Here is a 19001-nt window from a genome sequence, read left to right on the forward strand (position 1 = left end):
GCCGTCCGTCTCGGGTCGGCCTCACCGACGGACACCTGCCGGATCAGCCACGTCTCCGTCTGCCCGGGACACGGCGTCTGAGCCGGGCCCGAACCCCCTGACGATCAGCCACCCGGCCAGCGCCAGCTCCCAGGCGAACACCGGGAGCGCGGCGGCCGCTCCCGCCGTGGAGAGCTGCGCGTAGGCCCCGAACATCACGGCGACGGCCGAGGCGCAGATCAGCGGCCCGCCGACCAGCCCGAGCACGGCGATGAAGCGTGGCACGAGCCGTGCGCGGTACGCCAGGTACGCCAGCACGACGGTGTTCAGGCCGAGGGCGATGTTGGGCCCAAGCAGGAACGTCCAGTCGTGCACGGCCGCCAGCGCGACCTCGGCGCCGTCCGCCGCCCCCGCGTCCCGCCGCAGGGTGACGAGCGCCAGGACGGCGACGATCCCGAGGGCGATGACAGCCGCCTCCAGCAGTCGCCCGAAGGCGTACCCGAGCGCGAGCCCCTCACCGTGGCGCCGCAGGACGGGGAACAGCGCCGCCCCGGTACCGGCCACCGCCACCACCAGCACCACCTCGCAGAGCGCCCCGAGCAGCGCCTGTGTGTCGGCGCCCTGCGCGAGCCGGCCGTCCGCCGCTCCCAGCAGGGGGCGGTACAGAACCGCCCCCGCTATCGCGGCGGCCTCTGTCAGCAGGAACAGCGACCCGGTGGCCACTGCGGTTCTCCGGTCCGGACTCATCTTCTCGGCACCCCTCGCTCGATGGTGGTGTACGCCGTACACCTCGCAGCGACCATAGGTGTACGGCGTACACTCGTCAAGGAGAGGGTGCTGTCGAGAAGGGAAGGGGCCGAACCGGAATGACCCGGCAGGAAGCCACCCACGCGCAACGGATCCCCCTGAACAGGGACCGCGTCCTGCGCGCCGCCGTCGCGCTCGCCGACGCCACCGGCATCGACGCGCTCAGCATGCGCAGGCTCGCGCAGGAGCTGGACGTCGTACCGATGGCCCTCTACAAGCACGTGGCCAACAAGGAGGAGCTGCTCGACGGCATGGCCGACGCGGTCGTCGGCGAGATCGACCCGCCGGCCGCGGGCCCCGACTGGCAGCGCGTGGTGCGCGGGCGGATCCTCTCGGCCCGGCGGGTCCTGCTGCGCCACCCCTGGGCGGCCCGGGTCATCGAGTCGCGGACCGGCCCCACCCCGGCCGTGCTGGCGTATCTGGACTCGATGGCCGGGAGCTTCCGGGACGGTGGCCTCTCCGCCGACCTCACGCACCACGTCATGCACGCGATGGGCAGCCGCCTGCTCGGCTTCAGCCAGGAACTGTTCGACACCTCGGGCCCCTCGGGCCCGCCGGACCCCGGGCTGGCGGCGCGCTACCCGCACATCGCGGAACTGGCCGCGACGGCCGCACACGACGTGGGCTCCACGGTCGGTGGCGGCTGCGACGACCAGTTCGAGTTCGAATTCGCCCTGGACCTCCTCCTGGACGGCTTCGAAAGCCTCCGCCGCCAGGGCTGGACATCCGCGCGGAAGGCGTAGCGGGTGTGGGGGCAGGAGCTGATCCAGCGGCGAAGGGGGAGGGAAACCCAGCCGAGCCGGGGCCAGTGGTTGCGCGCGGGCCCGCGCGCGCTCGGCGCCGTTCCCACGCGGATCCGGTAACACTCAGCTTCCGGGGCGTGGCGCGTCCACATGGACCAGCGCGAACGCGGCCCCGGCCTGTCGTGCCGCGGCCCGGGCCCGCAGGAGGGCGGTCAGCCCGGCGCAGTCGCAGAAGGTCACGTGCGTGAAGTCAACTTCGAGGTGGTGCGGGCAGCCGAACCAGGCCGACCAGTTCGGCACAGATCTTGGGGAGTGGTCGCGGATCGTGACGATGCCGTTCGATTGCAGGGAAGGGGCACGAGGCCGGGTCCGTCAGCTTTCACGCATGCTGGTCCACCACCGCTGAGGACCTGTCCGTGGTCCCGGAGGCGGTGGTCCGTTTCGCCACCGAGCAGCTGCAGGTCGGTCCGGGTGAATGGGGTCGGCCGGACCGGGACCGCATCTGGTCCAGGTGCCCCGGTTGCGGCGACGCGCCGACCGGACGGCCGCGCACCCGAGGGAGGAGGCCGGACGCGCCCTCGCCCCGGCAGAACTCGGCGAGTCTGCCGGGGCGAGCCGGACCACGGCGGTTCCCGTGCGGTCGTCGGGTCGTAGGTCCTGCCCCCGACGACCGCACGACGGCACAGAACGTCGCGGTCAGGAGGAGCTCGGGTCAGCGGACCTCGGTGACCCGGTGCTCCTTGCGCGCGCCACAGTTGGAGTTGTACACCTGCACGTGCACGTTGCTGATGCCCCCGCCCCAGTCGACGCAGTGGCCCTTGCCGTACACGTAGGCCGGGCCGGCGTACGACGTGTACCTGCCGTAGTCCTCGCCCCGCTCCCAGGTTTCGGGGACTTCGATCCAGAGAGCCATGTCCACGGCCGCACCCGGGTTGTTGCGGATGGTCGCGACGCAGTTCTTGCCGTTCGCGGCGTTGTACGTCAGGTAGACGGTGCCCAGCGAGCCGATGGCGGCCGAGTTCACGGTCTTGTAGGCGCTTCCGCAGACCTTCTGCGGCGTGGTGTTGGGCGCGGCGGTGGCGGGCGCCGCCAGCGCGGTCGTGGCCCCCAGGGCCAGGGCGGCGAATGCGGTGGTGGCAAGGACGGAACGGGTGAATTTCATGTTTCCCCCTGGTCGTCATTGGAGTTGGTCGCTCCTGCAAGGTGGGACATACAGGACGGCGGAACGGTTGCACATCGTTCGCAAAAGATGTGACCGCGCCGCCCTACCACCCCGCCCGCCGGCCGACGGACGGCCTCCGACGGACGGCGGGCGGGCGGGCGTCGAGGCCACGCAGGCCGACTTCGCCGCGTTGCGCCAGCCGTCGACGACTACGCCCCTCACCGCTTGGCGGAGTCGCCACTCACCGGTCCAATCCTCCCCAAGGACCGAGAAGGCGTACGCGGTCTCACGCGTAGCCGTCTCCTCGCAATCGAACATCGAGGTAACACTCCACGACCGCTCCCCAAGATCTGTGCCAGAACCCCGATCGGGCGTTGACCATGGCGAGCGCCTCGGTGGTCAGGCGGGGCGTGGGAGAGCCATCCGATGTCGACGTCGCCCTGGTCGACGCCGACGACGAGCCCGCCCGCCATGCCGGTTCCCCGTGTGACACGTGAGCGCGGGCCGCAAGGGGGCCGGCCCTCGGCCTGCGCGCAGCCCTACAGGGCGGGTGTGAACTCCACGCCGGCCGCCGCAGCCGGCCGCAATGCCCCACAGCCGGTCCCGCTCCACCTCGTCCATGCCGAGGCAATCTGGTTGGCGGGGCTGAGACCGTTCACACCCGGGTCTGGAGGAGCCGGCCCGGCCATATCGAACCTGAGGGTCGCGGTGAAGCCCAACTCTTCGTATTCACGCACGCGGCGGCCGTCCTCGCTGGTCCAGCAATGCGCCCACAGCACCCGTGCGCCCCGCTGGGCGGCCTCGGCGCGGGCGTCCGCGACCAGGGCCGCCATACTGAACCGGCCCCCGCGACACATCCCGAGAACGCGACACACCCGATAGGGTCCGGGCCGCCGTCATCCACCACCGGCCCCAGCCCCGACCCGGGGTGCTGGGGTGGCCCTGGCAAGGTCTCAATACCGGTAGGCCGACCTGCACAGCCATCTCGGTCGGTCGATTCGTCCGTGCAGTCAGCGACGTGCGGTCGGACTCTCGGCGCGGCCCGCCCCGAGCGCGTCGACTGCTGCGGAATCCGACCAAGCCCTATGAGTGACCTGAGTCTGGGGTTCGGCGTTACGTCGGCATGAGTCGTGCTGGTCCGCTCTGCGAACCCGGTCGACCAGACGACCGGACGCACGGCGGAATGTGGCAGCGGGCCACGGCCGTGTACCCCGTACCGCCTTCGTTGACCGGGAGAGAAGTGTGACCATCAAGGACATCGGGCCGGACCCTCAAAGCTTCGACCTTGAGAAGGCGACGCTTGAGAACACGGAGTATCGCGCGGTCGCCTGGTCTGGGAAGTACCTTCAGTTGACCCTCATGTCGATCCCGGTGGGTGAGGACATCGGCTTGGAGGCGCACCCGGAGACTGACCAATTCCTACGACTCGACGCAGGCCGGGGTCGCGTCCAGATGGGCCAAACGAAGGATCGACTCGACTTCGACCGGGAGGTCGAGGATGGCTGGGCGATCTTTGTACCCGCCGGCACATGGCACAACGTCACCAACGTCGGTGACGAGACCCTGCAGCTCTACGCCGTATACGCGCCGGTCCACCATGCATCGAGCAAGATCCATGCGACGGCCGCCGACGCGGAGCGCGACGAGGACTCAGGCAACGACGAGCCGCCGAGCTGGTCGGTCCAGCCTGCCCGGCAGCCATCGGACGAGCACGCCTGACCGGCGAGGGCCTTTCGCGACAATGATTCCTGTCCCCCAGGAGAGTCGAGAGAATCACGATCTTCCCTCCCAGCAGCCGTCCGAGCGTGCGCAGCTGATGAGCGACCAGGAGGACGTGCATGCGGACCTGGCAGCTGGCCGGCAGTGCCTCCCGGCTGACGATCCGCGCGGCCGTGTTCACGGGCAGCAGGTGCCTGCCGCCCGCCCGCTGCTCAAGCCGGCGCATTGATGGTGCGCCCGTCTTCTCGTAGAAGTACTCCAGTGCCTCGCTCAGGGCTCCGCGTGTGGTGAGGAGGAGCGGTGAGCCGGGCCGGCGCAGCGCGGCCAGGCGACCGCACTCGGCGATCCGGGCGGTGAGCCACAGCTGTTCCGTTGCGGCCGGGTCGGTGTCGCAGGTCGCGGCGATGGCTGTGGCCGTCGCCAGGGCGGGCAGGGCCCGCCCTGGAGCGGCGCGTTTGAGGGTGGCGGCCGACAGCCCGGTCTTCTGTGCGAGCTCGTCGTATGTCAGCCGCGCCTGCCAGGAGCTGGAGCACCTCCGCCATGGGCAGCCCGTACAGGCGCATCACGACGGCCAGGACGAGCACCACGCAGATGACCGCGGCCTGCGGCACTCCCGTCCCGGCCGCCGGGCCGGGCCGACCGCCCGTGTTCCGCCGACAAATAGCGTTCACCGGGGGGCGGTTGCCGCCGCTGGACCCGGTAGCCCCGGTTTTGGCAGGGGGCGGCGTTCCGACCTACGGGCCACCACCCACCAAGAGTCCTGAATGCCGGATTTGCCGGTTCATTCGTTCACTGGCGTCCACAACTTGCACGCGTGCAGGTCCCTCGACGACCAGCCCCGGACCAGCGAGGACACGCGGACCGGCCCAACGGCTCCGCCGCAGGCACCCCTGAACGACCGACGTTCGGAACGCTGCTGTCGCCATTCGTCCACAACCGTCCAAACCGGGTTTGCTCGCAAGCAACCCTCGGTGGCACCGTGGGGTGCAGAACCGACCGGGCAACCGGTGGACCCCTTGAATGCTGGTGACATTGCCGGACGTTGTCGAAGCGGTAGCGGTTGCCGTCGTTATGGCGCAGGGTCCAGCCCCGGAGGCTGATCGGGTTGTGGGTGGTGTTTGGCGATCTCCACCCACTCGTTGTTCAGGGAGCGGTTGGAGCGGTCCTCGCGCCCGGGGCTGCCGGCCTGGACCGGTGCGCGGCAGGGTCAACCGGCTTAGCATGGTGGGGTATGAGCGAGGTTGTGGACGCCAGGGGCCCGAAGGTCCCGCCGAGTTTTCCTCCGAAGTCGCTCACCGGGATGCCGCCCCGGCTGGTCGTCACCAGCCGGCGGGCGAGGGTACTGGCGTTCCGTGCGGACCAGTGGGCGGCGAAGAAGGCCGCCGCACAGGCTGCGCTCGCCGTCGCCGAGTGGGACTACCCGCTGCTGGACGAGCACGACTTCCTCAAGACGGTCCACGGCCTGGTCCACACAGCCGTGGCAGCCGGCGGGAAACGCGTCAGCGTCCACCTCGCCGACCAGGACAACAAGATCCTCGTCATGGTCCTCAACCACCAGACCGGCTGTCAGGGCGATGCGGGAGGTGTTCCGGCGGAGGTAGCGGTACTGCGGACCGTCGACGCGTGCGGCGCCCACACCGACCACGACGGCCACGCCTGGTGGGCACTCCTCGACGCCCAACCCCAGCCGAAAAGGCGCCTGTCATAGCACCGGAACAGGGCTCGGGCACCAGTGGCAACGGGCCCTGTGAGTCGATCCCTCCCCTCCGCATGGAGGAGCCCCGACCAGCCCCGACCAGCCCCGACCAGCCGGGGCCGGCCGGGGCCTGCCCCTCGGGGGCTGGTCGTCCGGGGACTTGCACGCGTGCACGTTGTGGACGCCAAACTGGGCGACAGGCCCGTCATAGTTGAGCGCCATGAGCGCCGCTTCGGCAATCTTGTCGTGGCCGGCGGCGAGGAACCTGCCGAGGCCGACATCCTTCCCGCAGCCACACCAGCACTTACCGGTCGGGATCAGGTGAGGCTTGCTTTCGATGGCCATGGGGCAAGGACGCGCACGACACGGTCGGCGAGTGGCTGGCCGGCTGGCCGGCTGGCCGGCTGGCCTCTCAGGCTGCCGGGCGGCTCGGCCTCTCGGTGGCGGCGGAGACGGAGTCCTCGGTGTAGTAGCGCCGCAGGAGTTCCCGCTCGGCGTCCCGGTGCGGGAACATGAAGAAGATCAGCAGCGCACCCAGGGCGATCGCGGCCAGGCCGACGGTGTACGCCCAGTCGTCGCCGTGGAGGAACGACTGACGTGCTGCCGCGACGATCTGGTCGGCGTACTGGGGGTGCTGCTGGGCGACCTGCCCGGCGGAGGCGAACGACTTCGTCAGCTCGCTCTGGACCTGGTCCGACACGTCCTTGCTCTCGGGGGAAGCGGCAATCGCCGCGCTGAAGGCCGAGGCGTAGCCGGCGGTGAGGAGCACGCCCATGATGGACTGCATGACGGCCCCGCCGAGGTCCCGTTGCAGGTCGGCGGTGCCTGAGGCCATGCCGGCCCGTCGCACGGGCACCGATCCGGTCAGCGAGTGGGATGCGGGCGTCCCGGCGAAGCCTGCACCGATTCCGATGAGCACGTAGGCGAAGCCGATCTGCCAGTAGCTGCTGTCCTCGCCCCAGAACAGCAGCATCCAGGCGAAGGCGAGGAAGAGGAACGTGTAACCGATCAGCAGGGTCGTGCGGGCGCCGCGTGTCTCGACCAGCTTGGCGGACCGTGGTGCCACGAGCACGATCATCACGACGAGGGGGAGGATGGCGGCGCCGGCTTCGACGGGGTTGTACGCGAGCACGTTCTGCAGGTACTGCTGGCTGATGAACGCCGACCCCATCATGGAGCCGTACACGACGATTCCCGCGCATGCGGCGACCCAGAACGTGCGCCGGCCGGCGATGTGGAGGTCGTACAACGGGTTGGGAGCCCGGCGCTGGCGCCAGAAGAACGCCGCTCCGGCGGCCAGGGCGATCACGACGAGGCCGACGACCAGTGCCCTCTGGCCGGGGACGGCGGCGAAATTGATCGCCAGCACCAGTCCCGCGATCAGGAGGACGGACAGGATGCCGCCGAGGTTGTCCACCGGTTCGGCTGACTCGTTGGCGTGTGCGGGGACGAACAGCAGGGCCATGACCAGCGCGACCACGGCGAGGGGCAGGGTGACCAGGAACACCGACCCCCAGTAGAAGCGTTCGAGCAGCGCGCCCGCGATCACCGGCCCAAGCAGGGAGATGCCGCCGCCCAGGGCCGACCACAGCGCGATCGACTTCGTGCGCTCCGGCCCCGCCCACAGGGCGGTGATCAGCGCCAGGGTGGTCGGGTAGGCCATGCCGGCCGAGAGCCCGCCGAGGATCCGGGCCACCACGAGGACGGTGTCGTTCGGCGCGTACGCGGCGAGCAGGCAGGCGGGGACGGACAGGGCAATGCCGAGGAGCAGCAGCAGCTTGCGCCCGTGACGGTCGCCGACCGCACCCAGATAGAGCACCGATGCGGCCAGACCGAGGGAGTACCCCACGGCGATCAGGTTCAGCGTGGTCTGGGAGGAGTCGAAGGCCTTCCCGATCGCGGGCAGCGCCACGTTGGCCACCGACAGGTTCAAGTTGGCCACCGCGGCAACGATGATCAGGGACGCCAGAACGAGCGATGCCCGCGCCGGGGCCTCACGCGGAACGTCGATGCGAGGCGCGACGCTTTTCGACATGGAACCTCCGGGGCGAAGTTGGGCTCGGCGAGAGTCTTGCCTGATCCGCCGTGCCGCACATCGCCCCATTGGGATGACACGCCCACCGTCGCCGACGCGGTCCGCACGCCCCGCCGAGGCTCCTCGGGCAGCGGTCTGTCCCGGACCGCGTTCTTCATGACGATGGTGGAGGTCAGGCGCTGGACCCCGGGCAGGCGGGCTTGGCTCCGCGCTGGGCGGCACACGGATCTCATCGGATCTCGGTCGGGCAGGCCCCGGAACGAGCCGCGCAGCCCGACTTCGGCGAAGCAGGAGGCCGCGGCGGCGGGGTCACGGAGAACGAAGCGGCGGCGCGCAGCGCGGCCAACGGCGCGTCCGCGGCGTGGCGGCCGGCTTCTCGGCCATCTCGGCCAGGAGCGCGGCCAGCGGCACGGTCGCCTCGCGGACGACGGACAGGTGCGAGGTCCATCCGCGAGCGGACCGGTGAGGTCGACGTCCGCTTCGTACCGGGGCTGGTCGCCGATCGTGTCCCAGTCCAGGGGGTACTCCGTGGCTCCGCGCCATCCGCACGCGCACACCGCCCGGAGGACCTCGGCGTACGACGGCCGGCACGTCCGGACCACTCCCGACGTCGAAGTACACCGGGCCCGGTTCGCTGCCGCCGACAAGGACACCCACGGCACCCGCGTGCGCGTCCCCGAACTTCCACCGTCCACCAATCCCACTCCACCAGGCATGGCTGCCTCCCTCTGTGCCCGAGCCGACGGGCGTGATCGACGAGTCGGCGCCCGCGAAGAACAGTCGGCCCTCGGTGGTGCGCAGGTCCGGCAGCACCTTCGCGAGCAGTCCCGGCCGGTGGATGGATCACGTGTCCGGCGCGAGCGGGTCGTTGCTCCAGTCCCAGCCGACGGTGCTCTCCACCTCGACGCCCGGCCGGAGCGGTTGCAGCGCAGTCTGCATGCCCTGGGCATCGTCGAACTCGCTCATCTGCAGCTTGTCCGGGTTGGCGGAGAACATGATCGGCCACGAGCCTTCCGAGCCGTGGGTGCAGGTGACCCACGTGTTCACCGCCTGAGCAGTACCCGCGCCCGAGGCTGCTTCCCGATGAAGGCGCGGCAGTGGACCGGCACGGCCGCCCTCCGGGAGTCCCGTCCCCGCCAGGGCGCCGCACCGGCCCACTCGCCGACCCCGCCGGTCAGGGGGCGTCGATGAGTACCCGGCCGTCGGTCGGCACGGTGGCCGCGAGCCCGTTCGCGTACGCGTTCTGCACGCGGGAGCGCTCCGTCGCGTTGGGCACGGCGTTGGTGCAGGCCGTCCCGGCGCTGGACCCGGACATCAGCTGGGAGCACGGCCCCGGCTTGGTGTCCGGGAGGCCCAGGCTGTGGCCCAGCTCGTGCGCGGCGATGCGTGTCTTGTCGTACCCCTGGCTCACGGCTTGCGCGCCGAGTTCAACTCGGACCTGTCGTCCCGGACGGACCGGACCGAGGGTGGCTTGCGGCCAGCCGGTGGTGGCCACGATGACGATCTCGGCCCGGGCCCCGGGCGCGGCCTCCACCAGCCGTACGTTGCTGACGTTCGCGTTCCAGGAAGCGACCCCGGCCGCGATGGCCGCTTCCCAGCCACCGGCCCGGCTGTCGTCGTATCGGAGTGTCACTACCGCTGCGGTGGCGTCCGGTACGGGCGCGGGTGCCGCGGTCGCGGCGGTTGCCGCCGCGAGGACCAGCGCGGCGGCGGAGGTGCCGACTTTCAGCCAGGTGCCCAGAGACATGGTCGTCTTCCTTCATGCGTGGGGGGGGACCCGGCCCCTCGGCGGAGCCGGGGCACTGGAGACGCCGCCACCGCCCGCCTGTGGCCCGCGAGTTCGGACAGCCGCCTCTCAGGAGTTCTAAGAAGGTAGCCCCGCACCCCGCTGATCGGTCATGCACCTGCCAGCCAATTCCCGCAGGCACTCCAGCCGATGCCCGGTCAGCGGGCGGCACCATCCAGGGGCTGGCCACCTTGGCGATTGACGCCGGCCGGCAGCAGCTCGGTCAACCCGTGACAGCCACGATGCCGCCACCGCCGATGACGGTCCGGTTGGGCCCGCAAGGCCCCCGCGAAGGGCGGCTGCGGCGTCCGGGCCGCGCGTGGGTGGTGAGGCGTTCCGGAAGGGCCTGGAGGCCCTCGCCCGGTACGTCGCGCGGGAGGAGCGGCCTGCCGGGGCGGGCTGTCGTTGGGCGGCTGCCCGATGGCAGCGAGCACCGTACCGGGATCTGGATCGCCAACCAGAGACAGCTCCGCGGCAGGCTCGACCAGGCGCAGCTCGCCGCGCCCGCCGACCTCGGAGTGGGCTGGGCGCGCGGATGTCCGGGCTGAGCGCGGCGGTGTGAGGCTGCTGCGTCGCCGAGGTCCTCCGTGCCGGCCCGCGTGACGCCTTCCGCTCGTACGCGACTGCCGAGATCGGGAGCAGCACCCGGCGCGGGTCCGCGGTTCGGTCAGGCTGCGGCGGCGAGGGTGTCGTCGAGCCAGTCGTAGATGCGGGAGATGGACAGGCGCATCGCGCCGGGGTGGCAGTGGGCGCCGGCGCCTTCCTCCGTGGTGAACTCCATGAGCGTCTTGGGGCAGGTCAGGTGGTCGTAGAGCTGCTCGGGCTGGCCCTTGAAGAAGATGTCTTCTTCGGCGTCGCACACGAGGGTGGGGCACTGGATCCGCTCGGCGATGCCCCCGGCGAGGGTGTGGTCGAGGTAGGAGGCGTTGAAGGCGCGGGGGGTGTCCACTCCCATGACGTACATGCCGTGGTTGATCGCCCAGCGTGCGATCGGGTCGTTGGTCATGGCCTGCTCGAAGGCGGCGTCGAGTTCCGGGGCGGACTCGGCGCGCAGGAGGCGCTCGGCCTCCTCGCGGGTGCCGGGGACGTTGCGGACGGCGATCTGGCCGAGGTCGTAGAGGCCGTCGACGGCGATCAGCGCGGCCAGACGGTGCTCGAAGGCGGCGGCCCGGGGGGGCGAGGATGCCTCCCATGCTGACGCCGAGGAGTGCGATGCGGCTGTCGTCGATCTCGGGGAGGGTCTCGGCGAAGTCCACGACCGGGGTGATGACGTTCTCCCAGTCCGGGCGGAAGACCAGGCCCTGGTGGTGACGCGGTCCGGGCATGCCGGGGCCGTCGAAGGTCAGCACGTTGTAACCCCGTTCGACAGCGGCCATCGCCCCGAAGAAGTGCAGCTCCTCCGCGGTGCCGTCGAACCCGTTGTGCATGATCAGTGTCGGCCGCGGTGTCCCCGAGTCGTCGACCCGGTAGAAGTAGCCGGGCAGCGTGGTGTCCTCGTAGGGGATCTCGACCGGCTCGATGACCGGGGTGAACAGTGCCGCCGCCGCCTTGAAGCAGGCCACGGAGCGGTCGTAGGCGTCGTCGTGACGCGGGTCGCAGGGGTGACCGTGCAGGAAGAACTCCGCCGAGCGGTAGTAGTTCGACGCGCGCAGGAACCCGTCCCGGGCACTGACGCGGTGACCGGCCGCCAGCGCCTTCTGCGCCTCGCCCGACACGCGGTCCGCGGTGGCCATCCACTCGACGTACCAGCTGTCGTAGTCGCCTTCGGTGATCCGCTCACCGGTGGAGACCACCTCGCCGAAGTCCGCACCGCCGTAAGCGATGTGACTCATCGACCGCAGGGTCTCGTACCAGAACTGGGCATTGTTCGGGAACAGCAGCGGCTTCATCGGAATCTCCCATGTCATCTGAAGGTGGGGATTGACGCTTCTTGGTCCTGGCGAGCCTGCTCGCCCGGCCCTGCTCAACCCTGCTCCGGAGCGCGCACCCGAGCACCACGGCGCGGTATCCGGGCCGCCGTCATCCACCACCGGCCCGGCCCCGACCCCGACCCGGGGGTGCTGGGGTGGAGACGTCGGACGGTGGCTCGCCGCCCAACGGCGGGACTGGGACCGGGTGAGAGAGGAGCAGCAGCGCCGGCTCGGTGAGCTCGGCATGAGGAAGGCCCCACGGGCCCGCAGGCCCCGTGCGAAGACGGCTTCGGCGCCGGGGCCGCGCGCGGGTGGCGAGGCGTTCCAGAAGGGCCTGAACGTGTCCTACTAGGACGAACGAACGCGGCCCATCAACCGCCCGCCCTTGACTCGTACCCGGCGCCGCCAACAGACTCAGAACGCTTGCTGATCTTCGCTGGGGGGGCTATGAACGGCTTGATCGTTTTCTATGCATGTCTGGGACTGCCGGTCGGCGCACTGGTCGCGTTCCTCCTCTGGAGCGACAGGGCCACACGGACGAAGAACCTCGATGGGCTGCAGATGGAGGAACAGGCCCGCCAGCAGGCCCGCTTCGACAAACTGTCCCCCGCACGCAGGCTGTACACCCCGCCGGGCGAACTCAACCGCCGCCGCCGCTGACTCCCGGCCGTCTGGCAAGGCTCGGACGGCGGCCGTTTGACGGTTCGGGCGGACGGTTCTGCGGACCTGGAAAGGTCTACCTCGTGGTCTTCGCGCTGAAGGACGGCACGAGGGGGTTCCTCACCCAAGACCCGCCCGGCGTGAGCTACGTACGCTCGGCCGGGCAGCAGGGATGAACGAAACAGACAGCCGCCCGATCCCTCCCGACTGGACCGGACCCCGCCCGCCCGCCCGCCGCATACGAGTGGGTGAGGGCGACGACTCCGCATGGTGGGGACCCAAGAACGGCTGATCCTTGGGGCCCGTCGCGTGCGGGGCGGAGCAGGGTGCGGGGTGGTTCTTACACTTTCCCGGTGGATTCGATGAGGTGTACGTACTGCGGTGGCTTCGGCCTGGAGCCGGGTTTCGTCGAGGACGCGGGCGAGGGGACCCGGGGGTACGCCCGCTGGATCGCCGGGCCGCTGGAACGCGGCCTGTTCGGGGGTGCCAAACGGCTGGGTCGGCCCCGGCGCCGCATTGAGGCGTACCGCTGCCCGCGCTGCTCCCACCTGGAGCTCTTCGCGACCGAAGCCGTCTGAGGGCCAGGCCGCGGGCGGCCGCGGTGCGGGCGGGTCGCGCGCGGCGTGCCCGTACGTGCGCCCGCGCGCCTCCGCACGCCCCCGCGGGAGGGATGACCGCGTGCCCGTGCGCCAGGACCATGGCCGTCACCACCACAGTCCGGAACGACTCGACGGTCACGGGGGAACGATGGGACGACGCTGGCTGGTCACAGGATGCTCCTCGGGCCTCGGGCGCGCGCTGGCCACGGCCGCGGCGCGGGCCGGGGACGAACTGGCGGTCACCGCACGCAAGACCGCCGACCTGGAGGACCTCGCCGCCGCCTGGCCGGGCCGCATCGTGCCGATCCCGCTCGAACTGCGGGACGCCACCTCCTGTGAGGAGGCCGTGCGCCGTGCCGCCGACCGTCTGGGCGGCATCGACATCCTCGTCAACAACGCGGGAACCGGGCTGTTCGGCGCGGTCGAGGAGGTCTCGGACGCCGAGCTGCGCGACCAGTTGGAGACCCTGGTGGTGGGCCCGTGGCGGCTCGCCCGCCTCGTCCTGCCTCTGATGCGGGCCCAGGGCCACGGCCACATCGTCAACGTCTCCTCCGTGGTCGGCCGCATGGCGTTCCCGGGTCTGGCCGCCTACGTCGCCGGCAAGCACGCCCTGGAGGGCATGAGCCAGGCCCTGGCCGTCGAGGGCGCCCCGCACGGCATCCGCGTCACGGTGATCGAGCCGGGCATGTTCGCCACGCGCTATGGCACGTCCTTGACGGAGGCACACCGGCGGATCCCGGCCTACGAGGTGACCAACCGCGAGATGCTCGAGGGCACGCGGGGCCTCGCGGACAACCCGGAGACCGGGCGCCCCGAGGACTTCGCCGCGCGGGTCCTGGGCATCGTCGCGGCCGAGGGGCCCACTCCGCTGCGGATCCCGGTCGGTGAGGACGCGTACGGCTACCTGGAGTTGGCCGGGGAGGCCTGGCGCGAGGAGTTCGCCGCGGCCCGGATCCTCACGCAGGGCCCTCCCCCGCCATCGGCGTGACGGAGGAGGCCCCGAGGGCCAGGGGGGCCGGGGTCAGCGCGCGTGGTGCCGGATGCCCCCGCTGCGGGGCCCCTGGTCGACCGGAGGGCGGCCGCACGGCGCTGCCTGCCCGTCATCACCACCACTCCCCCGTCCAGCGCCTGCCGGCCGCGTCCCCGGTCAGGCCGGCGGCCTCCCGCACCCGCGGCGCCGCAGCGGGTGCGTCGGCCGGAGCGGGACCCGGCAGGGTGCGGCGCGGTCAGATGACCACCATCTCGACTCGTGTGTGGGTGGGTGATCCCCGATCAGCGGCGGCCGGTGGCCAGGATGACGAGGAACTGGCCGCCGCCCGCCTGGATGTCGGCGGTCACCGGCATTCCCGGTACCAGTCGGGAGAACCGGTCCACCAGCCAATCCGCCGCCTCTTGTGCGTCCTTCCTGGTCGGACAACGGCCCACCATCTCGCGGCCACCCTTGCGCTCCAGCCTCTCGGCGACGGCAATCAGCGGCGCGGGTTCGACTACGTACAGGCGCTCCGGCCAGGGGATGACCACCTTGACCGCACCCTTGCGGGTGTTGCACCCGCGGTGCGCGAGCCGCTCGGGCACCTTGGCCTTCCGGTCGGCGGTCCGGCTGTCGACACTGGGGCCCCGCGGGTCGTTCACCGACTCGTCGGGGTCGACCGGTTCGTCACACACCCAGCACTGCCAGCCGTCGCGCTCGGCCACATCATCAAGGAGACTCATCCGAGCAAAGTAGCCTGCCCGGCCGGCCCCCGCCGACCGCCCACCCGGCAGCCTCAGCCGGCCAGGCGCCTCCTTGTACGGAAACGGGGGGCGTGCGGCTACCAACTCTGCCTCGTCGGGGCGGGGTAGCGGGGTGCACGCCGCTTGCGGTACACGAGCTGCACGTCCATCGCCCGGTGACAGCGGGGGACGCCCCATGTGAACAGGCACGTCCATGACAGCCGGCCATCTTCGGGATTGGCGCCCGACGGCAGCAGCCTGCTCACCTCGTGACAGCCATGATCACTACGTCGGCGGTGACGGGCAGGGACAGGACAAGAGCGGCGGCAGCCGCGACGGCCGACCGCATCATGCTCATCATGTGCCGGTTCTGCCGGGCGCTCCAAAATCGGCAGCAGTCTCCAGATGATCTTCAATATGATCCCAAACGCCGATGACCAGGAACTGGTCGTCCTGCATATTCTCGCGACGCCGCAGTCACGTGTGCGTCGGATCTCACGATCGAAGGAGCAACACCGCATTGGAATCCCAGGAGAGCACCGACGTCTGGTTCCGCTGGAACCACCCGTCACTCGAAGAACTTGCCACCGCGCTCGGCGCGCGGGTGGACCAGGTCGACGGAGAGAATTATTGGGAGTGGGTCATCGCCGACTTCGCCGGTATCCAAATCGACATCACGCGCACCCACACCACGGCGCCCGAGGATACGGACACCCGCATCTTCCCGTACGCATCGGATCTCTCGCCGTTTCCCCGGCCCGTACTTCGCCGGCTCGTCGCCGGTCTTCAGCGCATCGGGATAGACCCGATCCACGTCGGCGAGTGGGTGTACCTGCGTGACAACGACTTCGACCAGGTCGTGCACGAGACGATAACGGCCGAGGCGCCCCCGACTCGGAGTTGATCCAGTCGGGAACGAACCTCCTTCGCCGACTACCCAGGGTTGAACGGCAAGTTGAGTGCTTGTTTCCGCTCCTCTGATTCAGCGACGCGGGGACCCGAGTGGGCCGGCGTCGCTCGCCACCGGCACCCGGGCCAAGATCAAGTATCCGTTCAGCACATCGGCGACGCCTGGGACGAGCGCGTGGCTGACCTCCGAACCGAGCACGCCCTGCCGCCTCGGTTGCACCTGTGCCTGACCCAGCAACCCGAGCCCCGCACCGCTGTGCGGGGCCAGCCCCACGGGGAGCGCACCGCGAGGGGCCGTGGAGCGGGTGGTGCCGAGCCCCGTGGCGACCGTCTCGACAGACACGCCGGCGTCGCACAGCGCGCTGGCCGCCACCGACTGGCTGGCTGGCTGGAGGCTCGGACACCCACACCCCGGCCCTCCCACAGCAGGACTGTCAGCAGAGCCATGGTCGCCGCCTCCATCGAAACCTGGCCAGGGGGACATCGCTCGACCGTTGCCGCCTGCGGCGTAGGCCTCGATGGCGTCGTGTCGGCATGCGGCCAGACCTGGGGCGATCGCCTGGTACGCGGTGCGGGCGGCAGGCCTCATGTCCGTGCAGGAGCGTCCGATTGCCCGGTACGGCTAGTACGGCCGGGGCGGCGGCCGGATGCACGACAGCGCGGCTGCCGCCGCGTGGTGGCTGCCGCGCTGGGTCTCCAAGGCGGTGGTGAGGCGGTGCGGATGCCGATGTTGCGGCTTCCCACTCCTGATGTCCGGATCGCTGGTGCGGCGGGCTTGTCAGTGGTGGGTGAGCGCGGCGAGTCCCGCACGGGAGGCGATCAGCAGTCGGCCTCGGGGTGTCAGGGTCTGGGCTTCGGAGAACCACGGACCGTCGACCACCTGTCCGGCGGGCTCCCGGCCGGTCAGGTCCCACACGCGCAGGGTCTGCCCTGCCAGGTCGTGGCGCGGCCCGTCGGCCAGGACGGTCTGGGCACTGGTGACTGCCACGGGACGGCCGTTCACCAGGCCGGCCGCAATCGTGAGCGGCTCATTGGTGGGGCGGGTGTAGAGCTGTTCGCAGGTGGCCAGATCCCACACCCGCATGGTGTCGTCCGCGCCCCCGGTGACGGCGATCGGACGGCCGTCCAGCACCGTCGTCGCCACGTCCTGTACCAGCCCGTGATGACCGGTCAGCTCCCCGAGCGGCCGTCCGGTGGCCAGGTCGATGACCTGCACGGGCCCTTCGGCCTCGCTGGTGATGGCGATCGGGCGGCCGCCCAGCATCGCCGTGGCCACCGCCCACACGTCGCTGTGGGCGGAGACGAGATGGTCGCCGATCTGTTCGCTGGTGGCCAGGTCCCACAGCCGCGCCGTCCCGTCGTCGCTCGCGGTGACGACCACCGGACGGCCGTTCAAGACCGTTGTCGCAACCGCGTTCACCGGGCCCCTGTGGAGCTCGAGCATCTGCCCGATCTGCTCGCGGGCACCCAGGTCCCAGACACGCGCCGTACCGTCCCCGCTGCCGGTGACGGCGACCGCGCGGCCGTCCAGTACCGCCGTCGCCAGGCCCAGCACGGACTCTTCGTGGCCGGTGAGAGGCTCACCGACCGGGAGTCCTGTGGCCATGTCCAGCATCCGTACCGTCGCGTCCTCGTTCCCGACGACGGCGACCTCGCGGCCGTCCAGGACCGTGCTCGCCACCGCATTGACCGAGCAGTTGCCCGAGACAGACTCGATCTTGCTGTCCCAGTCCGTCCGCCACCGCGCACCCGAACTCTCACCCGCCTGACCGGCAGGCGTGCCCCCGGAACCCGCCGGGAACACCGTTCCCTCCCGGGCAGGGGCTACTACTGCGGGCGGGAAACCGTCACTCTGCTCGATGTGGGACATGCACGCCACCCTAAAGCGGGCCGCTGACAGCCGGAGATGGGCATCTCTCCCGCATGGGCACCGTGTTCAGCGCTGAACGACCGCGCTCGCGTTTCCAGGCGGGGACATCCAGCCGAGTGTCCGGCGCTACGAGGCGGCGTCGGCCGGACCCGTCGCCTCCTGGGCCTCCGGTCCGCCGGCAGCGATGATCCGGCGCAGGACTTCGTGGTAGCCCGGCCAGTCCTGGCTGCGAAACCACCAATCCATCTCGACCACGTGATGCAGCTTCAGCTGCATCTCCCGCAGCGCCGCGTCCTTCGCCTCAGCCACAAGCCGGCGGCTCTCCTCGCTGTCGGTGGCACCGGGACCAGCGGTCTTGAGGAGGACGCGTGCCGCAGAACGTGGAGTTCGACATCCCCCTGCCTTCCTGGACAACGCCCGAACTGGCCGCGGCTCGGGAGCGGCACCTTCAATGGGCGCGGCGTTGGGGGTTGGTGGGCGGTGTGGAGGCCGAGCGGCGTTACCTGTTCGCGCAGGTGGCCGATGTGGCGGCGTACTCGTATCCGGATGCTGTGGGTGCGGACCTTGATCTGGCGTTCGACGTGAACGGGTGGTTTTTCCTGTTCGACGACCAGTTTGATGTTCCGCTCGGGGAGGATCCGCCGGCGGCGTCGGTGTGTGAGGAGCTGATCGATCTGCTGCGCCTGCCGCCGGGCACGGCGCCGTCGTCGTCTTCCCCGCTGGGCGACGCGTTCGCCGATGTGTGGGGGCGTATGGCCGAGGGCATGTCGCGGCGCTGGCAGGAGCGGACCGCACGTCACTGGATGGACTACCTGTCCGCGAACCTGACCGAGGCCTGTGACCGCAGGGCCGGCTTCGTGGCGGACAGTGGGGAGTGGATGCGGCTGCGTCGCAAGGTGATCGGAGTGAGCCCGTCGATCGACGTGTGCGAGCGGGTCGGACGTTTCGAGGTCCCGGCCCCCGCCGTACACAGCACCGCCGTGGAATCCGCGCGGGAGATCGTCACCGACGTCATCATCCTCGTCAACGAGGTGTACTCCCTGGAGAACGACGAAGCCCGCGACGCTCCCAACCTGGTCACCTGCCTGGTGCGGGAGCGGCAGTGCACCCGGCCGGAAGCCATCGTCGAACTCCGGCGACGCGCCGACGCCCAGCTGCGGCGGCTGCCCCGCGTCCGGGAACAGGCCTCGCGCCTGTGCGGGCCGCTCGGGCTGCCGGAAGCCGCGCAAGAAGCCGTCGACCGGTACCTGGGCGCGATATCGGCCTACATGCGGGGCATCTACGACTGGCACCGCCTCGCCGGCCGCTACACCCCCCACGTCGCCCAACACGCCTCCCCCACCACCCCCGGCTACCTCAACCTCACCGACCTCGCGGCCCCAACCCCCTGACGCCCGTGTTGACGACGGACAG

The 19001-nt window shown here is 70.7% G+C and carries 19 protein-coding genes and 2 pseudogenes; 9 read left to right on the plus strand and 12 right to left on the minus strand.

Annotation, left to right across the window (positions count from 1 at the left end; all coding sequences use genetic code 11):
- Positions 1-21 precede the first annotated feature (21 nt).
- Positions 22-702, minus strand: coding sequence for a DUF4386 domain-containing protein (locus ACFYZ4_RS32620; RefSeq protein WP_390785581.1), 681 nt, complete (start codon positions 700-702; stop codon positions 22-24).
- Positions 703-845: 143 nt separating this feature from the next.
- Between ACFYZ4_RS32620 and ACFYZ4_RS32625 the strand changes: the two genes are divergently transcribed.
- Entirely contained in the window at positions 846-1529 is a 684-nt protein-coding gene (locus ACFYZ4_RS32625) for a TetR/AcrR family transcriptional regulator C-terminal domain-containing protein (RefSeq protein WP_351291238.1), read from the plus strand.
- 123 nt (positions 1530-1652) lie between these two features.
- Here ACFYZ4_RS32625 and ACFYZ4_RS32630 read toward each other — a convergent pair whose 3' ends face one another.
- Positions 1653-1829, minus strand: a complete 177-nt coding sequence (locus tag ACFYZ4_RS32630) for an STAS domain-containing protein (RefSeq protein WP_390785582.1) — start codon at positions 1827-1829, stop codon at positions 1653-1655.
- 412 nt (positions 1830-2241) lie between these two features.
- Positions 2242-2691 carry a spore-associated protein gene (locus ACFYZ4_RS32635; protein WP_351291242.1) on the minus strand — a complete coding sequence of 150 codons (450 nt, stop codon included), beginning with the start codon at positions 2689-2691 and terminating at the stop codon, positions 2242-2244.
- Between the two features lie 1242 nt (positions 2692-3933).
- On the opposite strand from ACFYZ4_RS32635, the gene ACFYZ4_RS32640 reads away from it, so the two are divergent.
- The 3 genes from ACFYZ4_RS32640 to ACFYZ4_RS32650 all read left to right on the plus strand — a co-directional run bounded on the left by ACFYZ4_RS32640 (position 3934) and on the right by ACFYZ4_RS32650 (position 6118).
- Entirely contained in the window at positions 3934-4410 is a 477-nt protein-coding gene (locus ACFYZ4_RS32640; RefSeq protein ID WP_351291246.1) for a cupin domain-containing protein, read from the plus strand.
- Positions 4411-4529: 119 nt separating this feature from the next.
- Entirely contained in the window at positions 4530-4661 is a 132-nt protein-coding gene (locus ACFYZ4_RS32645; protein WP_390785583.1) for a hypothetical protein, read from the plus strand.
- A 980-nt stretch (positions 4662-5641) separates the two neighbouring features.
- Positions 5642-6118 (plus strand): hypothetical protein, encoded by a 477-nt coding sequence (locus ACFYZ4_RS32650; protein WP_384342771.1) that lies wholly within the window; start codon positions 5642-5644, stop codon positions 6116-6118.
- A 400-nt stretch (positions 6119-6518) separates the two neighbouring features.
- Here the strand turns inward: ACFYZ4_RS32650 and ACFYZ4_RS32655 are convergent, their stop codons facing one another.
- The 6 genes and pseudogenes from ACFYZ4_RS32655 to ACFYZ4_RS32680 form a co-directional block, all read right to left on the minus strand.
- The gene (locus ACFYZ4_RS32655; RefSeq protein ID WP_390785584.1) at positions 6519-8141 is read right to left on the minus strand and encodes an MFS transporter; all 1623 of its coding nucleotides are present in this window, start codon (positions 8139-8141) and stop codon (positions 6519-6521) included.
- Positions 8142-8266: 125 nt separating this feature from the next.
- A pseudogene (locus ACFYZ4_RS32660) lies at positions 8267-8341 on the minus strand (Lrp/AsnC family transcriptional regulator); the annotation flags it as partial.
- Positions 8342-8984: 643 nt separating this feature from the next.
- Positions 8985-9188, minus strand: coding sequence for a hypothetical protein (locus tag ACFYZ4_RS32665; protein ID WP_390785585.1), 204 nt, complete (start codon positions 9186-9188; stop codon positions 8985-8987).
- A 127-nt stretch (positions 9189-9315) separates the two neighbouring features.
- On the minus strand, positions 9316-9888 hold the full coding sequence (locus ACFYZ4_RS32670) for a snapalysin family zinc-dependent metalloprotease (protein ID WP_362860081.1): 573 nt from the start codon (positions 9886-9888) through the stop codon (positions 9316-9318).
- A gap of 706 nt (positions 9889-10594) precedes the next feature.
- Positions 10595-10933 (minus strand): hypothetical protein, encoded by a 339-nt coding sequence (locus ACFYZ4_RS32675; protein WP_390785586.1) that lies wholly within the window; start codon positions 10931-10933, stop codon positions 10595-10597.
- A 238-nt stretch (positions 10934-11171) separates the two neighbouring features.
- A pseudogene (locus ACFYZ4_RS32680) lies at positions 11172-12083 on the minus strand (alpha/beta hydrolase family protein); the annotation flags it as partial.
- A gap of 201 nt (positions 12084-12284) precedes the next feature.
- On the opposite strand from ACFYZ4_RS32680, the gene ACFYZ4_RS32685 reads away from it, so the two are divergent.
- From ACFYZ4_RS32685 to ACFYZ4_RS32695, 3 genes are all read left to right on the plus strand, one after another.
- Positions 12285-12497, plus strand: a complete 213-nt coding sequence (locus tag ACFYZ4_RS32685; RefSeq protein ID WP_351291254.1) for a hypothetical protein — start codon at positions 12285-12287, stop codon at positions 12495-12497.
- Between the two features lie 362 nt (positions 12498-12859).
- Positions 12860-13075, plus strand: a complete 216-nt coding sequence (locus ACFYZ4_RS32690) for a hypothetical protein (protein ID WP_390785647.1) — start codon at positions 12860-12862, stop codon at positions 13073-13075.
- A gap of 169 nt (positions 13076-13244) precedes the next feature.
- Positions 13245-14084: an SDR family oxidoreductase gene (locus tag ACFYZ4_RS32695; RefSeq protein ID WP_351291258.1), complete on the plus strand. Its 840-nt coding sequence runs from the start codon at positions 13245-13247 to the stop codon at positions 14082-14084.
- 284 nt (positions 14085-14368) lie between these two features.
- Here ACFYZ4_RS32695 and ACFYZ4_RS32700 read toward each other — a convergent pair whose 3' ends face one another.
- Positions 14369-14809, minus strand: a complete 441-nt coding sequence (locus ACFYZ4_RS32700; RefSeq protein WP_351291260.1) for a hypothetical protein — start codon at positions 14807-14809, stop codon at positions 14369-14371.
- 520 nt (positions 14810-15329) lie between these two features.
- On the opposite strand from ACFYZ4_RS32700, the gene ACFYZ4_RS32705 reads away from it, so the two are divergent.
- Complete coding sequence (locus tag ACFYZ4_RS32705) at positions 15330-15713, plus strand: hypothetical protein (RefSeq protein ID WP_351291262.1); 384 nt, start codon at positions 15330-15332, stop codon at positions 15711-15713.
- 783 nt (positions 15714-16496) lie between these two features.
- Here the strand turns inward: ACFYZ4_RS32705 and ACFYZ4_RS32710 are convergent.
- Both ACFYZ4_RS32710 and ACFYZ4_RS32715 read right to left on the minus strand, forming a co-directional pair.
- On the minus strand, positions 16497-17588 hold the full coding sequence (locus tag ACFYZ4_RS32710) for a hypothetical protein (RefSeq protein ID WP_351291264.1): 1092 nt from the start codon (positions 17586-17588) through the stop codon (positions 16497-16499).
- A 126-nt stretch (positions 17589-17714) separates the two neighbouring features.
- Positions 17715-17897, minus strand: a complete 183-nt coding sequence (locus tag ACFYZ4_RS32715) for a hypothetical protein (RefSeq protein WP_351291266.1) — start codon at positions 17895-17897, stop codon at positions 17715-17717.
- Between the two features lie 59 nt (positions 17898-17956).
- On the opposite strand from ACFYZ4_RS32715, the gene ACFYZ4_RS32720 reads away from it, so the two are divergent.
- Positions 17957-18979, plus strand: coding sequence for a pentalenene synthase (locus tag ACFYZ4_RS32720; protein ID WP_351291268.1), 1023 nt, complete (start codon positions 17957-17959; stop codon positions 18977-18979).
- Positions 18980-19001: the final 22 nt, after the last annotated feature.

Source organism: Streptomyces sp. NPDC001513 (genome assembly GCF_042894695.1).
GTDB lineage: Bacteria > Actinomycetota > Actinomycetes > Streptomycetales > Streptomycetaceae > Streptomyces.

Excerpts from the sequence above, each read along its gene's own strand:
- ACFYZ4_RS32625 (WP_351291238.1), top strand. The coding sequence starts at position 846 with ATGACCCGGCAGGAAGCCACCCACGCGCAACGGATCCCCCTGAACAGG.
- ACFYZ4_RS32635 (WP_351291242.1), bottom strand. The coding sequence starts at position 2,691 with ATGAAATTCACCCGTTCCGTCCTTGCCACCACCGCATTCGCCGCCCTG.
- ACFYZ4_RS32645 (WP_390785583.1), top strand. The coding sequence starts at position 4,530 with ATGCGGACCTGGCAGCTGGCCGGCAGTGCCTCCCGGCTGACGATCCGC.
- ACFYZ4_RS32650 (WP_384342771.1), top strand. The coding sequence starts at position 5,642 with ATGAGCGAGGTTGTGGACGCCAGGGGCCCGAAGGTCCCGCCGAGTTTT.
- ACFYZ4_RS32655 (WP_390785584.1), bottom strand. The coding sequence starts at position 8,141 with ATGTCGAAAAGCGTCGCGCCTCGCATCGACGTTCCGCGTGAGGCCCCG.
- ACFYZ4_RS32670 (WP_362860081.1), bottom strand. The coding sequence starts at position 9,888 with ATGTCTCTGGGCACCTGGCTGAAAGTCGGCACCTCCGCCGCCGCGCTG.
- ACFYZ4_RS32675 (WP_390785586.1), bottom strand. The coding sequence starts at position 10,933 with ATGACCAACGACCCGATCGCACGCTGGGCGATCAACCACGGCATGTAC.
- ACFYZ4_RS32685 (WP_351291254.1), top strand. The coding sequence starts at position 12,285 with ATGAACGGCTTGATCGTTTTCTATGCATGTCTGGGACTGCCGGTCGGC.
- ACFYZ4_RS32690 (WP_390785647.1), top strand. The coding sequence starts at position 12,860 with ATGAGGTGTACGTACTGCGGTGGCTTCGGCCTGGAGCCGGGTTTCGTC.
- ACFYZ4_RS32695 (WP_351291258.1), top strand. The coding sequence starts at position 13,245 with ATGGGACGACGCTGGCTGGTCACAGGATGCTCCTCGGGCCTCGGGCGC.
- ACFYZ4_RS32700 (WP_351291260.1), bottom strand. The coding sequence starts at position 14,809 with ATGAGTCTCCTTGATGATGTGGCCGAGCGCGACGGCTGGCAGTGCTGG.
- ACFYZ4_RS32710 (WP_351291264.1), bottom strand. The coding sequence starts at position 17,588 with ATGTCCCACATCGAGCAGAGTGACGGTTTCCCGCCCGCAGTAGTAGCC.